The organism is Actinotalea lenta (assembly GCF_030586465.1).
GTDB classification, from domain to species: Bacteria; Actinomycetota; Actinomycetes; order Actinomycetales; family Cellulomonadaceae; genus Actinotalea; species Actinotalea lenta.
Genome location: NZ_JAUQYP010000001.1, coordinates 2,429,005 through 2,445,176 on the forward strand (window position 1 = coordinate 2,429,005; position 16,172 = coordinate 2,445,176).

Consider the following 16,172-nt stretch of genomic DNA (forward strand, 5'->3'; position numbering starts at 1 on the left):
GCGATCACCCGGCCCCAGTGCGTTGCCGGCACCACGATCGCATCGAAGTCGTGGGTGCGATGCAGTGACTCGATCAGGCGTGCCAGCGTGGCGGAGTCGTGGTTCGCCACCGGGCCGCTCCTGGCCCGGAAGACGTGGTCGAACCGGCGCTCTGCCTCGGGTGCCGGCCCCCCGACAGCCAGCGCGAAGGAACGGAACCCTCGCCTGCCGTACATCTGCCGGCCGACCTGGAGAAGGCTGACCGAGTCCTCGACCGCGTCCTCGTCGACGTACACCAGCACCCGTTTCACCGGCAGAGGAATCCCTTCTCGGCGAGCGTGCGGAAGACCTCGTCGATGCCCTCACGATCCGCCCGAACCCGGATCGGGTCCTTCGCCTCGAGCGCATCGGTCTCGATCCGACGAACCTGGGTCAGAGAGCCGCGCAGCCCTAGCTCGGACTCGTCCATCCCGAGGGCGTCGAACCCGAGGACGGCGACCTGGCCCGCGACGTCGCGGGTCAGGTCGCCGTACCCGATCGGAGGCAACGTCCGCGAGGGCGCGTACCGGAAGGCCAGAACGGCGGGCAGCCCCACGCGGAACCGCAGCACGACGTCCTCCGCGTCCACGTCGACCACCGCCCAGCCCTCCTCGGTGTTCAGGTCGACGAGCTCGGCCACCCCCGCCATGAGGGGAAGATCCAAGGCCTCGGCGACCTGCGCCGGTACCTGACCGGTGCCGCTGTCCAGGGTGTGGGTGCCGCACAACACGAGATCGAAGTCGCGCGTCGCGAGGTGGTGCGCCAGCACCCTGCTCGTCGCCCAGGTATCGCTTCCTGCGTGACGCCGATCGGTGAGCAGGGTCGCCTGGTCGACACCGCGGCGGACGAGGTCCTCGAGGTGTGGCATGGCTCGCCGCGGAGCCATGCTCACAACCTCGATGGTGGCGGCGGGGTCCGCTCGTTTGAGCTCGAGTGCCATGGCCACGGCGGTGGCATCCTCAGGGTTCAGCACGAGCCGTGCTCGGTCGCGCTCGAGGACGTTCCGATCGCGGTTGTACCGAAGCTCCCCCACATCGAGCACGGGCTTCAGCATGCACGCAATTCGCATGAGCGGATTTCCGGCCTACTCCGCGTCGACCGGGAGTGCTTCGGGTGCCTCGTGCGCTGTCGCGCGCGCCGCCGCCCGGTGCTGTGCCTTGTAGACCAGGGCGAACACGATCCCGATCAGAGCCAAGGCTGCGCTGGACAGGAAGTACGCGTTGTAGCCGCCGGTGTCGCCGAAGGTGTCGAACAGGAACGAGTTGAACTGCGGCAGCAGGATGTCCGGCATGTACCCGATCAAGGAGATCACGCCGATGGCGCTGCCCATGACGACGACCTTGAAGCCGTCGTCGCCCAGGATGGACCAGTAGGTCCCGCGGATCGCGTAGAGGAAGAAGCCCAGGACCACAGCCCCGGCGAAGAACACGCTGGGGGCCATGGTGGCCGGGAGGACCGCGATCGCAACAAGGCTTGCAGCCGCTCCCGCGAGCGCCATCATGATGGTGTTCGTCTTGCCGACCTTGTCGGCGAGGATGCCGCCCACGACACCGCCGAGTGGGCGCATCCACAGCACGATCACGGTGACGGTGCCGACCGTGACGGGATCGATCTTGATGTTCGTCTCGAGGAAGCCACCGATGTAGTAGACGGTCCAGAAGACGGCGTACCCCAAGAAGATGATCGCGCCGTGGACGTACAGGTACTTGTTCTTGAGGACCGCAGGGATGTCCGCCAGGCGGAACCGCTCGCTCTCAGCGCGCTCGCCGCTCTTGCTCGAGTCCTCGTCGACGAGGAACCAGACCAGGACCGCGACCACGGCCAGGACCGCCGAGTACATGTAGATGACGGCGACGAGTGCAGCCCGCTTGTCTCCGAGGTCGACGCTCCCTCCCAGGATCTGGGAGAAGATGAACAGCGCCACGCTCGCGAGTACTGCCTCGACGACGCCTCGGCCACCATCGAGGATGCCGAAGAAGCGACCTTCCTCCTCCTTGGTGCTGAGCAGCTTCACCAGCTTGAGGTGGGCGCTCCAGAACGTGAAGACGCTGAAGACGCCCCAGATGGCGAAGACGACGACGACGAAGCTGAAGTGCGGAACCTGGGCGAACCAGAAACCGCCCAGCGCTGTCCCGGCCAGCGAGATCGACAACAACTTCTTGGCGGAGAACTTGTCACTGAGGAAGCCACTCGGGATGTAGCCCGCGACGAACACGATGCCGAGGATCGAGTAGATGTTGTTCAGTTGTGGAAGCGTGATCCCGAAAACATCCAGGATGGATTCTTGATAGTTGGTACGCAAGTACACGAGTGGATAGATGGCTCCCGCCGCCAAAACGACTAGAGCGAATTGAAGATAATGCCGGACCTTGCTCATCCCAATCGACTCCTTTGTCGACGTCAGCGCTGGAAGCGAGCGCCCTCTTCCTGGTAAAAAATGGTGCCGAAGTTCATCACGCCACGGGGATCGAACGCCTGCTTGAGCTTGTCAAGCATGTAGTACGCCGAACCGTGCTCGTCCTTGGTCCACTCATTCCGGAACTTCCCGATTCCGTGGTGGTGGCACATCGACCCGCCGAGCTTCAGCGTCTCCTCGACGATGATCCGCTGGATCGGGTGGTGGTAGACCCGCATCTCGTCTTCGGGTGCGCAGTTGATCGCGTAGTTGTAGACGAAATACATGTTCGTACCGTTGACGTAGCTGTGGGACGAGTGACCACCCAGCATCGTCAGGTCATGTGCTCTGGGGAACTCCGACCTCACCCGTTCGATCACCCGGTCATACAGCACAGGAATGGTGGCCCAGTCCGCCGACACCTCGGTCGTGAACCCGGAGTGGGAATCGCCGTCGACCATCTCCTGGAACTCATCGTCGATGTCCTGCTGGGACCAGTTCAGATGCTCGAACCAGGATGCGATGTGGCGGGGGTCGACCGGCTCGAGGATGCCGTCGCTGAACTTCTCCACAGCTTCCTCGATACCGGCCGAGGTGGCTTGCACGATGCCCTTGGTGCCCTCAGCCATGAACAACAGGACGCAGTGGCCCTTGTAGAAGTGTTCGAAGTGCTGGCGGGCGTCCTCCTCGGAGTACACGCGAGCGACGGAGGGCCGGTAGCCGTTGGCCATGACCTCGCGAAGCACCTTGATCCCGCTGGCCACGTCTGCCACGAGGTACCCGAAGAAGGCGTTGTTCTCGGGGAAGTGCCGGAAGAGCTTGACCGTGACCTCTGTGATGTAGCAGAGCGCGCCCTCGTTGCCGATCGCGATGTGGCGGATGTCCGGGCCGCCCGCGCGGCGGGGCACGTTCTTGATCCGCGAGACGTGGCCGTCGGGGAACACGCACTCCAGCCCGACGACCATGTCCTCGATCCCCCCGTAGAGCGTCGAGAACTGACCGATGCTGCGGGTCGCGACAAGGCCGCCGTACTTGGCGACGGGCTTGGACTGGGGCGAGTGCCCGGTCGTCAGGCCGAGCTTGTTCACCTCGTCCTCGAGCCTCTGCAGGGTGACCCCCGCCTCGACCGTCGCCTGCATGTTGTACTCGTCGATCTCGAGGATCCGGTCCAGATCCCGAGCGTCCACGACGAGGGTGTTCTCCTTCCAGTTCTCCAGCCCACCCTCGGTGGCGGTCTTGCCGGCTCGTGGGATCACGTTGATCCCGTGCTCGTTGCACATCGTGAGGATCTGAGCAACCTCGGTGGTCGTCCTCGGGTAGACGATCGCCGCCGGCGTCGGGACGTCGAGGACCTTCCTTGCCTTCGCGTACTTCTTGTAACGATCGGCCGAGGCGTCGTACAGGTCATCGGCGGCCGTGTTGATCTGGCTCGCCGGGAGAACCTGCGCCACCAGCTCGATAACCGCGTTCTTGTCCAAAGCGCACTCCCATCGACTTCGGGGCCAGGCACAGTGCCCATCACCCGGCTGCGGGGTACCGTCCAACGTCGACCTAGGGCGGAAATTTGCTCGTTCGGTACCTCTGAGGAGGCTAACAGAGAGAATTTCCCACCGCTAGCCCCCTCGTGCACCGAGTTGGCTCGGAGTGCGTCCGTCGGCAGGTGACGCGCGCCTGCGTCAGCGCCCGGGCGACCTCCCGTGCCGACGGCTTCCTCTCCGCCGAGCTCGCGGCACGTTCCTCTCCGCCGAGCTCGCCACATCGCGGTCTTGGGGACCCAGGCGTAACGTCGGCACGTCGGCCCCGGAGAGTGCGACGGCGCATCTCGGCGGCACGCTGTCCGAGGCGGGCGCCACCATCGTGGCAGCTGTGCACGGCTCGGTCGCGGCCCCACGGGACGGCCCGTCGCCTCCAACGACGCGCGCCGATGTGCCCTCGTCGCCATCCCTGCCGCCTCGCGGACATGACGCCCGGGCGTCGCGTTCGAGATCCCCTCGCGGGTTCTGGTGCTCGGCACGACACCCGGCTCACGCCACGCGCAAGGAGTACCTGCGTCAACGGAGTCTGGTCATGAGCGACATCACACCACTACGGACTGCCCTGCGTCATGGGAGCCCGATCAAGCGCCTGGGAGGGACCTGGGGCGAGGTGCTCGCCGAGTTCCTGGGAACCTTCGTCCTCCTGGCGTTCGGCGACGGGGTCGTGGCGATGGCCGTCGCGGGACTGCCCGGGTCCGGGCGAACGTCCGGTCCGACCGTCATCTTCCAGGGCGTCGGCGACTGGCTGCTCATCACGTGGGGGTGGGCCCTGGCCGTGGCGTTCGGCATCTACGTCGCCGGTGGCGTCAGCGGAGCCCACATCAACCCCGCCGTCACGTTGGCCTTCGCCGTCCGGCGCAAGTTCCCGTGGTACAAGGTGCTGCCCTACTGGGCGGCGCAGGTCGTGGGGGCCTTCGCGGGAGCAGCGCTCGTCTACCTCGTCTACCACAACGCGATCGACGCCTTCAATCAGGCCTCCGGGGCCACGCGGGACTCGGCGGGCGGCCTCGCGTCGTTCTCGATCTTCGCGACCTTCCCGGCACCTTACTTCCACGGCGGGATGATCGGACCACTGGTCGACCAGATCGTCGGGACGGCGTTCCTGGTGATGTTCGTCGTCGCGCTCGTCGATCTGCGCAACACGGCGGTGAAGGCGAACCTCGGGCCGCTGATGGTGGGCCTGGCCGTGGCGGCGATCGGGATGTCCTTCGGTGCGAACGCCGGGTACGCCATCAACCCCGCGCGTGACTTCGGCCCGCGGCTCTTCGCGTGGATGGCCGGCTGGGGTGACGTGGCGCTGCCCGGGACGGTCCCGGGCTCCTTCAGCGCCTTCTTCTGGGTACCGATCGTGGGCCCGCTGATCGGCGGGATCGTCGGGGTCTTCCTGTACGACCTGTTCGTGGGCGACGTCCTGCACTCGCGCGGCGCCGGCGAGGAACCCCCCGGCCGGGTCGTCGAGGACGAGTGACCTGGTGCGGCCGGCCCCGCCGCGGGGCCGGCCGCGACGTGCGCCTCGTGCCGCGACTCGAGGGCGCTCAGCCCACGACTGGGCAGAGCACCCGCAACGCGTCCTCCTCCAGGACGTCGGCACAGACGGCCGCGGCTGCGCGTGCGTGCGCGGCGGGCAGGGCCGCCCGTAGCAGGACCTTGTCCGAGCCACACGCCCCGACCAAGGGGACCGTGACGACCACCGTCGCGAGCAGCTGCTCGACCAGCCGTCCGGACAGCCACGCGCTCACCGCGGCCCGGTGCATGGCCATGGACCAGTCGCCGAGGCGCCACCGGAGTGCCGAGAGGGGCGCGGCCCCGCGCTCGGCCACCCAGTCCCGCGCTCGCGAGACCGGCTCCCACAGCTCGCCCAGCGCCCGCTCCACCGCGCCCGGTGCCGGGTCGACCGCGGTCGTCCAGGGCTCCTCGAGCGCGCGGACATGCGCAGGGTCGAGCTCGTCGCCCCAGGTGGCGACCACCGCGCCGGCCGCGCCCGCGGCAGCACCCGGGATGCGCCCGAGGCCCGGTGCCTCCACACCTGCCGACCCCGACCACGTCGCGGCCTCCGCCACGACGAGCCGTGCGACGTCCAGGGCGGAACCCCGCTGGCTCGCGGCCACCACGTCCAGGTCCCGCCGACTCATCGACGCCAGCAGCCGTTCGAGCGACCCCTGCGTGTCCGGGGTCGCGCCACCCAGGAGGGCAGCCATGCCCCACGCGACGACCAGGGCCTGCGGCGCGACCGACGCCGTGGCCTTGCCGAGCGCCTCGATCTCCTCCGGTGCAAGGCAGAACGCGCGCTGCAACCGGTCGAGCACCTCGGGAGCCCGGGGCCGACACGCGGCGTCGGTCACCACGGTCGTCGGCGTCGACAACGTGTAGGGCGCGAGCGCGTCGCCGACGTTCACCGCGCCGCCCGGATCATCCCCATCCGTCCAGGTTGACGGCTCGAGGACCCCGCTGCCCAGCCGTCCCGCCGGAACTCACCGGAAGGAGGGACCCGGGCAGGCTCACAGCCAGAGCGCGAGCAGCGCCATGACCGAGAACCCCGCCGCGACCGCCAGCCACTTCTGCCCGTGGAACCGCGGACCGTCGAACTCCGTCTTGATGATGTCCAGCGCAGCGATGTACAGGAACGTGCCCGCACCCAAGGAGTCGAACACGGCCTCGAACACCGTCGCGGTGCGCCCCGTGAGCGCCGCGCCGACCACGGAGCCCACCACGATGCCCAGCGGTGTCATCCCCGAGAAGAACGCCAACCACGGCATCGCCGCACGGCGGGTCAGTCCCGCCCGCCGGTAACCCACGCCGAGCGCAACCCCCGCCGCGGCCTTGTGGGCGATGATCGCCACGAACACGACGAGGGCGCCGGCCAACGCACTCTGCGCGCCCAGGGCCAGGCCCAGCACCACCGAGTGCACGGAGAGCACCACGAGCAGGATCACCGGCCCGAAGCGAGAACCGGCAGTCGGTGGGTGCAGGTCGACCTCGTGCTGCAGACCTGCCGGACCGCCTGTCCCCGGTGCGGTGTCGTGGCCCGGGTGCCCCGGCACGACGACGGCCTCGATGAGCAGGATCAGGAGGAAGCCCACCCCGGCCACCAGCAGCGCGAGGGGGTACGTCACGCCCGGCAGCGCCGCATGGAACGTGTCGATGCCCGCCCCGAGCAGGTGGATCATGCCCGCCCCGCCCAGCACCCCACCCGCGAACGAGTCGCTGAGTGCGAGCGTGCGATCGTCCGCTGACCACCGCCGTAGCACCCACGGCAGCAGCGCGCCGACCAACCCGACCGCGGCGACGACGACGGCGAAGCCGAGCTTGACCGCGAGCAGGGAGTCGGGCGACAGGGCGTCCGACATGCCCGCCTCCCGATCCCGCCCGGCCGGGCGTCCACCTGCGCACCCGCCCGCCGGGTGCGTCGCCGCAGACAGTCCTACTACGGCCCGGCGCCCGGCGCTCCCCCTGACCAGCCCTCGATGCGAATCCCCGGCGGTAGGTGCCCGACGTGTGCACCGTCCGGGTCCACGCCGATCGTCACCCGGGTGCCGGCGAGAGGCATGTCCGCGACCTCGAGCGGCAGGTAGCGCCACGGCACCACCGGGTCGATCCGGACCAGACCCTGCGGCACCGCCGGCTCCAGTCGCATGAGAGTGCGCACCAACGACAAGGGAGCGGCCGACGCCCACGCCTGCGGCGAGCAGGATGTCGGGTACGGCACGGGGGTGGCGAACTCCTCACGGTCGAAGCCGCAGAACAGCTCCGGGAGCCGCCCGTCGAACGCGTCGGCGGCCTCGAGCACGCCGATGGCCACCCGCTGGGCTGCGTCGACGTGCCCGTAGCGCATCAGACCCGCGGCGAGCAGCGCGTTGTCGTGCGGCCACACGGAACCGTTGTGGTAGCTCACCGGGTTGTAGGCCGCCATGTCCGAGGCCAGGGTCCGCACTCCCCACCCGGTGAACATGCGCGCGCCCACGAGCTGCTCGGCGAGCGCCCCGGACCGTTCCGGCAGCACGATCCCCGACCAGAGGCAGTGTCCGGCGTTCGACGTCAGCGCGTCGATCGGACGTTTGGCGCCGTCCAGCCCCAGAGCGAGGTAGCCCCGAGCCGGGAGCCAGAAGCGAGCGTCGAAGGCCTCTCGCAGCCGTGCCGCCCGCTCGTCCCAACGACGCGCTCCGGCCGCGTCGCCCAGGACCGCGGCCATCTCGGACCGCGCCCGGAACGCGGCGTACACGTAGCCCTGCACCTCGCACAGCGCGATCGGCGGCTCCGCGGGCCGGCCGTCCGCGAAGGTGATCGCGTCGAACGAGTCCTTCCAGCCCTGGTGCAGCAGCCCGGCCGGTGTCGCACGGCAGTACTCCACGAACCCGTCGCCGTCCCGGTCCCCTCGGTTCACCATCCAGTCCAGTGCCCGGTCCACGTGGGGAAGCAGCTCGGCCAGCAGCGCCTCGTCCAGCCCGAACCGCACGAGCTCACCCACCGCCACGACGAACAGGGGCGTGGCATCCACGGAGCCGTAGTAGGCGCCCACGTCGCGCGCCCGGGCCCGCGGGCCGTGGCGCGTCTCGTGCGGGATCTTCCCCGGCTCCTCCTCGCTGCGCGGCTCGGTGCGGGTTCCCTGCAGTGCAGCGAGCGCCCGGACGGTGGACACCGCAAGACCCTGGTCGAGCACGAGCGCCATGAGGGACGTCAGGAGACTGTCGCGACCGAACAGGGCCATGTACCACGGCGCTCCGGCCGCCACGACGCCAACGTCCGGGTCGTCCGGGTCGGCGATCTGGAGGGCGCCGAGGTCCTCGACGCTGCGTTCCAGCGTGTGCGCAAGCCCCGGGTCCGCAGTCCCGATGGACGCGGTGGACGTCCGCCAGGAGCGCATCCGTGCCGCCGGCCAGGACTCGTGCACCGCGCTGCCGCACCGGTGGCTCGGGGACAGCGGCTGCCCGTCGATCACCGCGTCCGCCTCCAGGCCCACGCACACCTGCTCGCGCGGCCCCAGGGTGAGGGACCACGACAGGCCGTCCGGGCCGACGTACGCTCCCTGCCCGCTGACTCGCAGGGCGCGTCGTGGACGGTCGGGTGCCTGCAACCAGAGGCCGTCGGCGCGCACCGCACGCACCGCCACGGCCGCGGCGCGGGTCACGCCTTCCTTCACCTCGAACAGGTCGGCGAAGTCCGCGTCCACCCGCACCCTCACGGTGCAGGTGGTCGGGCGCGCCGCCAGGTTCCGCACCGTCACCTGGACGCACATACCTTCTCCGACCCTGCGGTCCACGAGGACCAGCAGGGGGCTGTCCGCCCGTCCTGGCGGCGGCGGGGTGCGCGCGACGTGCACAGCGCTGAAGCCGTCCTGGCCGGGCAGCACCGCCAGGGGCTGGATGCGGTGCCCGTCCACCTCGAGGGCCCAGCTCGACAGGATCCGCGTGTCCCGCACGTACAGGCCGGCCGCAGTGCCCGGCGCGATGTCCCCGGCGGCGTCGCTCAGGCAGAAGGTGGTGCCGTCGACCAAGGTCACGGCGTCGGCCACCAGCGGCGGGCCACCCTCGTACTCCCAACCGGCGGTCATGGCGCGCTCACGTCACCGCTCGAGCGCGGTGCCGCGCGGGGACCCCGAGCCTGACCTGCTCGTACACCCGCACGTAGTCCGCCACCATGCGCTGCATGGTGAACCGGGCCTCGACGTCCGCACGGCAGGCCGCGCGGTCGAGCGTGCCGATGTGCCGTAGGGCGACCACGAGCTCGTCCTCGTCGTGGCACAGGAAGCCCGTCTCGCCGTGCCGGACGACCTCCGGCGCCGAACCGTAGGCCAGGGCGACGACCGGCGTGCCGGTCGCCAAGGCCTCGATCATCGCGAGCCCGAAAGGCTCGGGCCATCGGATCGGGTTGACCAGTGCGACCGCTCCCGCCAGCAGCGCCGCTCGCTGCGCCGCATCGACCTCCCCGAGGAACTCCACTCCGTCTCCGAGCAGCGGCAACACCTCGGTCTCGAAGTAGCCGACCTCGTCCGGTGCCCGCATCTTCGCGGCGATCCTCAGTGGCAGCCCCGCCGCGCGGGCCACCCGGGCCGCCCGGGCCGCCCCCTTGTCCGGCCCCATCCGGCCGAGGAACGCGAGGTACCCGCCCGAGCCGGACCCGATCGGCACGCCCCGGAGGTCGAGGCCGTGGTGGATCACCCGCAGGACGGGCAGCTCCGGCGCGCTGCGACGCTGCGCGTAGGACACGGCAACCAAGGCCGCGTGGGCTGCGACCTGCCGGTACACGAGGCGGAGGTCCGCCGTGAAGGGGTTGTGGCACGTGGTCACGACGGGCATCGGCGCGCGGCCGGCGAAGACCAGCGGCCCGAGCAGCGAGTGGTCGTGCACCACGTCGACGCCGTCGAGCTCTGCATAGGCGGCCACCACGTGCGCGGCTTCCGCGCTCGCTGCGCCCATCGGCTCCGCGGGTCGCTCGTACCAGAACGAGGTCGGGACCGGACACCTCGAGCACCGCAGACTGAACAGCCGGACCTCGTGCCCGGCCTCCTGCAGGCCGCGGGCGAGGGTGTCCACGACGGCCTCGGTGCCCCCGTAGCGCTCGGGGGGGACCTCGACGAACGGGGGTGCGACAAGGCCGATGCGCACGGGTCCCGCCTCAGGTGGATCCGGCCGCGGCACCGTGGGCCTCCCAGGCCAGGAGGTCCGTCGCGACCGAGGACGCGGGCACCAGCAGGACCGGGACGGGCGAGCCGGCGAGCAGATGGCGGACGGTCGCCGCGCGACGCCCGGAGAGATCCTGCGCCCAGCCGACCACGACCAGCTCCGCGTCCTCGGCCAGGCACGCGTCCAGGATCACCGTGGCCGGGTCGCCATGGGTCACGTGCAGCCGGCGTGGGACCTCCGCTTCCTGGCGTCGCCCGGGGTGCGCGGTGCGCCCCAGACGCGCGGCGTGCGCCCGCACGAGGGGCAGCAGGTCCACGTCCTCGACCACGTGCACGAGGACGACGTCCACACCGGCATCGACGAGAGTCGTGACGATCGGTTCCACCGCCGCAGCGGCCCGCGCCCTCCCGTCGAGCGGCACGACCGCCCGGCACACGTGCCGACGATCCTGCGGGAACGACCCGGGAGGTACGGCAACCACAGGACCCGGGGCGCCGGCCAGGACGGCCCGAGCGACCCGCCCCGGACGCTGCCGGGCACCGCCGGCGCCGGACGTGCCGAGCACACCGAGCACCACGCCCGGTTCCGACATGGCCTGGTGGATCACCGCGTGCGGCGCACCCGGGCGATGCACCAGCCGCAAGCCGGTCGCGGCCGCCTGAGCCCCCAGCCCGGGGTCGGGCTCGGCTGCCACGTGCAGGCCCTCCGGGCTCGCGCCGAGCACGTCGGCGAACACCACGGCCGCACGCATCACCTCGGCCGCGACGGGGCTGGCGTCAACCGCCGCGAGAACCCGTCTCACGTCCCGACGGTACGTAGCACCGCAACGCACCGGACAGTGACCTAGGTCACCACCCGGGCGTCCACGTCACTGCGCCCCGGCCAGCTCGTCCGCGCGACGGATCGCCGCTCCGAGGTCGCGCACCGGCGTCGCCCGCCGGTCCCACGGGTCCGCCCGCTGGCCGAGCCGGCGGAACACCGAACCGATCGTCACCCGCTGCGGGGCGAACCGTGACGACAGTGCCTCGTCCCAGTCCAGCGGCACCGCCACGGGAGCGCCGGGCAGGGCGCGCAACGAGTACGGTGCCACGGCGTGGTTGACCGGCGCGTTCCGCAGCACGTCGAGGAAGAGGTCTCCGCGGCGCGCGCTCTTGCGCTGCTCGAGCGTCACGCCGCCTTCGCGCGCCACCACCCGGGCGACCGACCGCGCGAACTGCTTGGTGGCGTCGAAGTCCACGTCCCGGTCCGCGACCGCGACCACCACGTGCAGGCCGCGCGAACCGGAGGACTTGACCCGCGCTTCCACGCCGACGTCCTGGAGCACGTCACGGAGTCGCGCCGCCGTGCGCCTGACCGGGCCGAGGTCCTCGTCGGCGGGGTCGAGGTCGAAGACGACCTCCACGGGACGCGCGGGTTCCTGCGCCGCCGCGAGCAGCGTGTGCAGCTCGATGGCCCCCTGGACGGCGACGTGCACCAGCCCGGCCGCGTCGGTGATCACCGGGTAGGTGGTGGTGCCGCCGTCCTGCGTGGCGATCTCCACCCGGTCGATCCACTCCGGCGTCGACGCCGGGACGTTCTTCTGGAAGAAGCCCTGGCCACCGATCCCGTCCGGGAACCGTCGCAGCACCAGCGGCCGGCCTGCGACGTGCGGGAGCAGGCGGTCGGCGATCCGCTCGTAGTAGTCCACGACGTCGGACTTGGTGACACCCTCGAAGAACGGCTTGTCCGGGTGGCTCACCTCGATCCGGTGCCCGGCGACCGTCCGGGCGCTCACGGGTGCCCCTCCGGCACCTCGCGGACGACGTCCTGCGCCCGCTTGTCCTCGCGCAGCCCGAGATAGCGGGGATGTCGCAGGCGTCCGCCCGAGGTCCACTCGGTGAAGGCGACCTGACAGACGAGGTCGGGGCGGACCCAGTGCGTTCCGGGACCGTCGGGCGCGTCAGTGAACGGTGAGGTCGGGCGCTCGCGGCCACCGAGCTCGTCGGACAGCTCCGTCAACGTCGCCTCGTCGAACCCCGTGCCCACCCTGCCCGCGTAGCGCAGCCCGTCCTGGCCCTGGTAGCCCAGCAGCAAGGCACCGATGCCCGTGCGGCTCCCCTGCGGCTCGGTGAACCCGCCGATCACGAGCTCCTGCTCGGCGACGCACTTGAGCTTGAGCCAGTCACGGCTGCGACCGGACCGGTAGGGGCGGTCCGCACGCTTGGCGATCAGCCCTTCCCACCCCCGGCGGCACGCGTCGGCCAGCAGCTGTGGCCCGGCACCGTTGCGGTGGGCGCACAGGCGCAGCGGGTCGTCGAAGCGCAACGCGTCACGCGCGAGCTGCTTGCGTTCGCGCAAGGGACGCCCGCGACAGTCCTCACCGTCCAGGTGCAGGATGTCGAACACGTAGAAGGTCACGGCGACGCCGCTGGCGCGCGCCTCGTCCGGGTCGCGCAACCCGCTGCGCTGCTGCAGGCGCGAGAAGCTCGTCACCGACCCTTCGAACGCGACGACCTCGCCGTCCAGCACGAACCGGTCGCTGCGCTGCGCGGCCAGGGCGTCGACCACCTCGGGGTAGGTGCTCGACCGGTCGTGCCCGGACCGGGTGTACAGGCGCACGTCGCCGCCATCCCTGACGGCCTGCAACCGGACGCCGTCGAGCTTGCGCTCGAAGACCCACTCGTCACCCTCGACCGGGTCCTGCACGAGCGTGGCGAGCTGCGGCTGGACGAACTGCGGGCCGCTCACTCGTCGCCCTCCTGCCGATCCATCCGATCGGCCATGTCCTGCACGGTGAGGCCGGACTGCACCGACTCCGGTTCGGTGGACGTGGGGTTGCGACGGGCGTCAGAACCGTCGTCCCCCTTCTTGATCAGCAACCAGTCGTCGCCCCGCAGGTGCTGCAACGTGTAGCCCCCGGTGAGCTTGCGGCCGCTGACCTCGAAGCTCAGGTGGCCGCGGCCCAGGGCCTCGTCGACCGACACCGCACCGTCGTCGTCCTGGGTGGTGCTGCGCCACGTCCCCGCGTCCCACACGATCACCTCCCCCGCGCCGTACTCGCCCTCGGGGATCCGGCCCTCGAAGTCCGCGTAGTCCACGGGGTGGTCCTCGGTCCGGGTGGCCAGACGCTTCTCGCGTGGATCGGTCGACGGCCCCTTGGGCACCGCCCAGGACAGCAGCACGCCGTCGTGCTCGAGCCGCAGGTCGTAGTGGTCGGACGACGCCGCGTGGTGCTGGATGGCGTAGCGGGATCCGGACGAGCCCCGGGACGAGCCGCGTGGCTCGCCGCTGCGATCGGGGTCCCGCTTCGCCCGGTAGGGCTCGAGGCGGTCGGACATCGCTCCTCCTCCGGTGGTCGGCACCCATCGTGAGCAGGCTCGAGGGACCCGCGCATCTCCAGCGGCCGCCGCGCGCATCACGTCGGCGGCCCGCAGACTGGACGAGGCCGACTCGAGGAGGGACATGCCCACCGAACGACCGCCCGCGATCCTTGTCCTGCACGGGGCACGCGGAGACCTCTCCCGCAGATTCGTCCTCCCGGCGCTCGCCGCCCTGGCCGAGGCGGATCTCCTGCCACCGGACTGGGCCCTGCTCGGAACAGGACGTTCCGACATGCCCGATGAGGACTTCGTCGAGATCGTCCGCGACACGCTCGCCGACCATCCCGCCCGTGAAGCAGTCGTCCGGCGGGCGCGGTTCACGGCCGATGTCACCCGCGACGAGCCCGGGGCGATGCCCGAGCTGCTCGACGATCTCGCTGAGGAGCTCGGCGGCGCGCCGCACGTCGTGCACTACCTCGCTGTGCCACCGTCCGCCTTCGCCAGGACGACACGCGCCCTGGCGGCACACGGGTTGCACCGGGGGCCCGGCACGGTCCGCGTGGTGTACGAGAAGCCGTACGGGACGTCACCGGACTCGTTCGCGCAGCTCGACGCCGCGGTGCACGAGGTCCTGGACGAGGATCAGGTGTTCCGCATCGACCACTTCCTCGGCAAGGAGGCCACCCAGAACCTGCACGTGCTGCGCCTGGCCAACGAGCTGTTCGCCACCGTCTGGGACCGGGAGCACGTCGAGCAGGTCCAGATCGACGTGCCCGAGACCTTGGACGTCGCCGATCGTGCCGAGTTCTACGACGCCACCGGCGCCGCGCTGGACATGCTCGTCACCCACCTGTTCCAGGTGCTCGCCGAGGTGGCGATGGAACCGCCGGACGTGCTGGACGCACAGCACCTCGCCGCCGCGCGGGAGGAGGTGCTGGCAGCCCTGCGTCCGATCGATCCCGCCGAGGTCGTCCTGGGACAGTTCGACGGGTACCGGGACCTCGACGCGGTCGCGGACGAGTCCGACACGGACACCTACGTCGCGGCCAGGGTCTGGGTGGACGACGACCGCTGGCGCGGCGTGCCCTTCCTGCTCCGCACGGGCAAGCGGATGGCTGCCGACGCGCAGCAGGTCACGCTCGTGCTCCGGCGCGGCCGCGACACGCTGCTGGGCGGCGAGGTCGCCCCGGGTAGGCTGACCGTGTCCCTTGCCGGCGACGGCGCCATCCAGCTCACCACCACCGTCAAGCGGCCCGGCCCGGTGCCTGCTCTGGCGCTCGGCACGGCGCGGCTGGACCTCGACGACGTGTCCGGCGGCGACCCCCTGCCCCCGTACGCGTCGTTGCTGGACGACGTGCTGCGCGGCGACCGCAGCCTGTTCCCCACCCCCGTAGCGCTCGAGCAGGCCTGGCGCGCGTTCGCCCCGGTCCTCGGCGACGACCGGCCCGCTCCGATCGTCTACCACCCCGACACCTGGGGCCCCGAAGAGGCCGACCGGCTCGCCGCACCGTCCGGCTGGGCCCTGCCCTGACCAGCCGACGTCCACCGAACCCCACCCAGAACGGAAGATGCCATGACCATCGCGCACGACCGCCCCCTCGCCGTCCGACTGATCCGCCGTCTGGAGGAGGATGAGCGGCTCGAACGGCTCGCGAGTGCTTTAGGTCCGCTTGCCGACCTGGTCTCCAGCCCACCGTCGAGACGCTCCATGCTGCTCGGGGCCCCCACCGGGCACGCGGCGCACCCCTTCCTGACGGACCTGCCCCTGGGGGCGTGGACCTCGGCGTCGATCCTGGACCTGGTCGGTGGACGCCAGGCCCGACCCGCCGCACGGACGCTCATCGGGGTCGGTGTCCTCGCCGCCGTGCCCGCCTCGGTCACAGGACTCGCGGAGTGGACCCACACCGACCCCGCATCGGGACGGGTCGGGGCCCTGCACGCCGCCGGCAACACCGTGGCACTGGCCCTGTTCGGGGCGTCCTGGCTGGCCCGTGGACACGGCCACCACCGCCGAGGAGTCGTGCTCGCGCTGGCCGGCGGTGGCCTCGCTGCCGCCGCCGGGTTCCTGGGCGGCCACCTGGCCGCTGCCCGCAACGTCACGAGCCGGGACGAGGAGTTCGCGTCGTCCCTGCCCGCCGACGCGGACCAGGAGCTCCGCGGCTCGATGCTCACCTGACCTGCCCCTTCGCGTCCCGACAGGTGGATCTGCGGATCTGTGCCTACCGTGGAAGAACGCAGCTGTACGAGGCGTCTGAGCTCGGCGCCCGCAGGCACCGCGTATCCCGGCCGGGATCCGCGCGGTGCG

The 16,172-nt window shown here is 71.0% G+C and carries 15 protein-coding genes; 3 read left to right on the top strand and 12 right to left on the bottom strand.

The window, feature by feature from the left end:
- The 4 genes from Q6348_RS11620 to Q6348_RS11635 all read right to left on the bottom strand — a co-directional run.
- The coding region (locus Q6348_RS11620; protein ID WP_304601446.1) for a hypothetical protein at window positions 1-290 on the bottom strand (290 nt) is incomplete at its 3' end.
- Window positions 287-1,072, bottom strand: a complete 786-nt coding sequence (locus Q6348_RS11625; RefSeq protein WP_304601447.1) for an electron transfer flavoprotein subunit beta/FixA family protein — start codon at window positions 1,070-1,072, stop codon at window positions 287-289. The genes Q6348_RS11625 and Q6348_RS11620, both read right to left, overlap by 4 nt.
- 30 nt (window positions 1,073-1,102) lie before the next feature.
- Window positions 1,103-2,326, bottom strand: coding sequence for an MFS transporter (locus Q6348_RS11630; RefSeq protein ID WP_350339667.1), 1,224 nt, complete (start codon window positions 2,324-2,326; stop codon window positions 1,103-1,105).
- A 92-nt stretch (window positions 2,327-2,418) separates the two neighbouring features.
- On the bottom strand, window positions 2,419-3,891 hold the full coding sequence (locus Q6348_RS11635; protein WP_304601449.1) for an FAD-binding oxidoreductase: 1,473 nt from the start codon (window positions 3,889-3,891) through the stop codon (window positions 2,419-2,421).
- A 589-nt stretch (window positions 3,892-4,480) separates the two neighbouring features.
- On the opposite strand from Q6348_RS11635, the gene Q6348_RS11640 reads away from it, so the two are divergent.
- A complete protein-coding gene (locus Q6348_RS11640; protein WP_304601450.1) occupies window positions 4,481-5,416 on the top strand; it encodes an MIP/aquaporin family protein in 936 nt (311 codons plus the stop codon).
- Window positions 5,417-5,483: 67 nt separating this feature from the next.
- On the opposite strand, the gene Q6348_RS11645 is transcribed toward Q6348_RS11640, so the two are convergent.
- The 8 genes from Q6348_RS11645 to Q6348_RS11680 all read right to left on the bottom strand — a co-directional run bounded on the left by Q6348_RS11645 (window position 5,484) and on the right by Q6348_RS11680 (window position 13,885).
- A complete protein-coding gene (locus Q6348_RS11645; protein ID WP_304601451.1) occupies window positions 5,484-6,344 on the bottom strand; it encodes a hypothetical protein in 861 nt (286 codons plus the stop codon).
- Between the two features lie 102 nt (window positions 6,345-6,446).
- Entirely contained in the window at window positions 6,447-7,295 is an 849-nt protein-coding gene (locus Q6348_RS11650; protein WP_304601452.1) for a ZIP family metal transporter, read from the bottom strand.
- Between the two features lie 77 nt (window positions 7,296-7,372).
- Window positions 7,373-9,496, bottom strand: a complete 2,124-nt coding sequence (locus Q6348_RS11655) for an amylo-alpha-1,6-glucosidase (protein WP_304601453.1) — start codon at window positions 9,494-9,496, stop codon at window positions 7,373-7,375.
- 7 nt (window positions 9,497-9,503) lie between these two features.
- Window positions 9,504-10,550, bottom strand: coding sequence for a glycosyltransferase family 4 protein (locus Q6348_RS11660; protein ID WP_304601454.1), 1,047 nt, complete (start codon window positions 10,548-10,550; stop codon window positions 9,504-9,506).
- A 10-nt stretch (window positions 10,551-10,560) separates the two neighbouring features.
- Entirely contained in the window at window positions 10,561-11,370 is an 810-nt protein-coding gene (locus Q6348_RS11665) for a universal stress protein (RefSeq protein WP_304601455.1), read from the bottom strand.
- A gap of 66 nt (window positions 11,371-11,436) precedes the next feature.
- Window positions 11,437-12,342 carry a non-homologous end-joining DNA ligase gene (gene ligD / locus Q6348_RS11670; RefSeq protein WP_304601456.1) on the bottom strand — a complete coding sequence of 302 codons (906 nt, stop codon included), beginning with the start codon at window positions 12,340-12,342 and terminating at the stop codon, window positions 11,437-11,439.
- Window positions 12,339-13,295, bottom strand: coding sequence for a non-homologous end-joining DNA ligase (gene ligD, locus Q6348_RS11675; protein ID WP_304601457.1), 957 nt, complete (start codon window positions 13,293-13,295; stop codon window positions 12,339-12,341). Before ligD (Q6348_RS11675) ends, ligD (Q6348_RS11670) begins: the two co-directional genes overlap by 4 nt.
- The gene (locus tag Q6348_RS11680; protein ID WP_304601458.1) at window positions 13,292-13,885 is read right to left on the bottom strand and encodes a DNA polymerase ligase N-terminal domain-containing protein; all 594 of its coding nucleotides are present in this window, start codon (window positions 13,883-13,885) and stop codon (window positions 13,292-13,294) included. Before Q6348_RS11680 ends, ligD (Q6348_RS11675) begins: the two co-directional genes overlap by 4 nt.
- Window positions 13,886-14,009: 124 nt before the next feature.
- On the opposite strand from Q6348_RS11680, the gene Q6348_RS11685 reads away from it, so the two are divergent.
- Both Q6348_RS11685 and Q6348_RS11690 read left to right on the top strand, forming a co-directional pair.
- Window positions 14,010-15,398 (top strand): glucose-6-phosphate dehydrogenase, encoded by a 1,389-nt coding sequence (locus Q6348_RS11685; RefSeq protein WP_304601459.1) that lies wholly within the window; start codon window positions 14,010-14,012, stop codon window positions 15,396-15,398.
- Between the two features lie 42 nt (window positions 15,399-15,440).
- A complete protein-coding gene (locus tag Q6348_RS11690) occupies window positions 15,441-16,043 on the top strand; it encodes a DUF2231 domain-containing protein (protein WP_304601460.1) in 603 nt (200 codons plus the stop codon).
- Window positions 16,044-16,172: the final 129 nt, after the last annotated feature.

Excerpts from the sequence above, each read along its gene's own strand:
- Q6348_RS11625 (WP_304601447.1), bottom strand. The coding sequence starts at position 1,072 with ATGCTGAAGCCCGTGCTCGATGTGGGGGAGCTTCGGTACAACCGCGAT.
- Q6348_RS11640 (WP_304601450.1), top strand. The coding sequence starts at position 4,481 with ATGAGCGACATCACACCACTACGGACTGCCCTGCGTCATGGGAGCCCG.
- Q6348_RS11650 (WP_304601452.1), bottom strand. The coding sequence starts at position 7,295 with ATGTCGGACGCCCTGTCGCCCGACTCCCTGCTCGCGGTCAAGCTCGGC.
- Q6348_RS11655 (WP_304601453.1), bottom strand. The coding sequence starts at position 9,496 with ATGACCGCCGGTTGGGAGTACGAGGGTGGCCCGCCGCTGGTGGCCGAC.
- Q6348_RS11680 (WP_304601458.1), bottom strand. The coding sequence starts at position 13,885 with ATGTCCGACCGCCTCGAGCCCTACCGGGCGAAGCGGGACCCCGATCGC.
- Q6348_RS11685 (WP_304601459.1), top strand. The coding sequence starts at position 14,010 with ATGCCCACCGAACGACCGCCCGCGATCCTTGTCCTGCACGGGGCACGC.
- Q6348_RS11690 (WP_304601460.1), top strand. The coding sequence starts at position 15,441 with ATGACCATCGCGCACGACCGCCCCCTCGCCGTCCGACTGATCCGCCGT.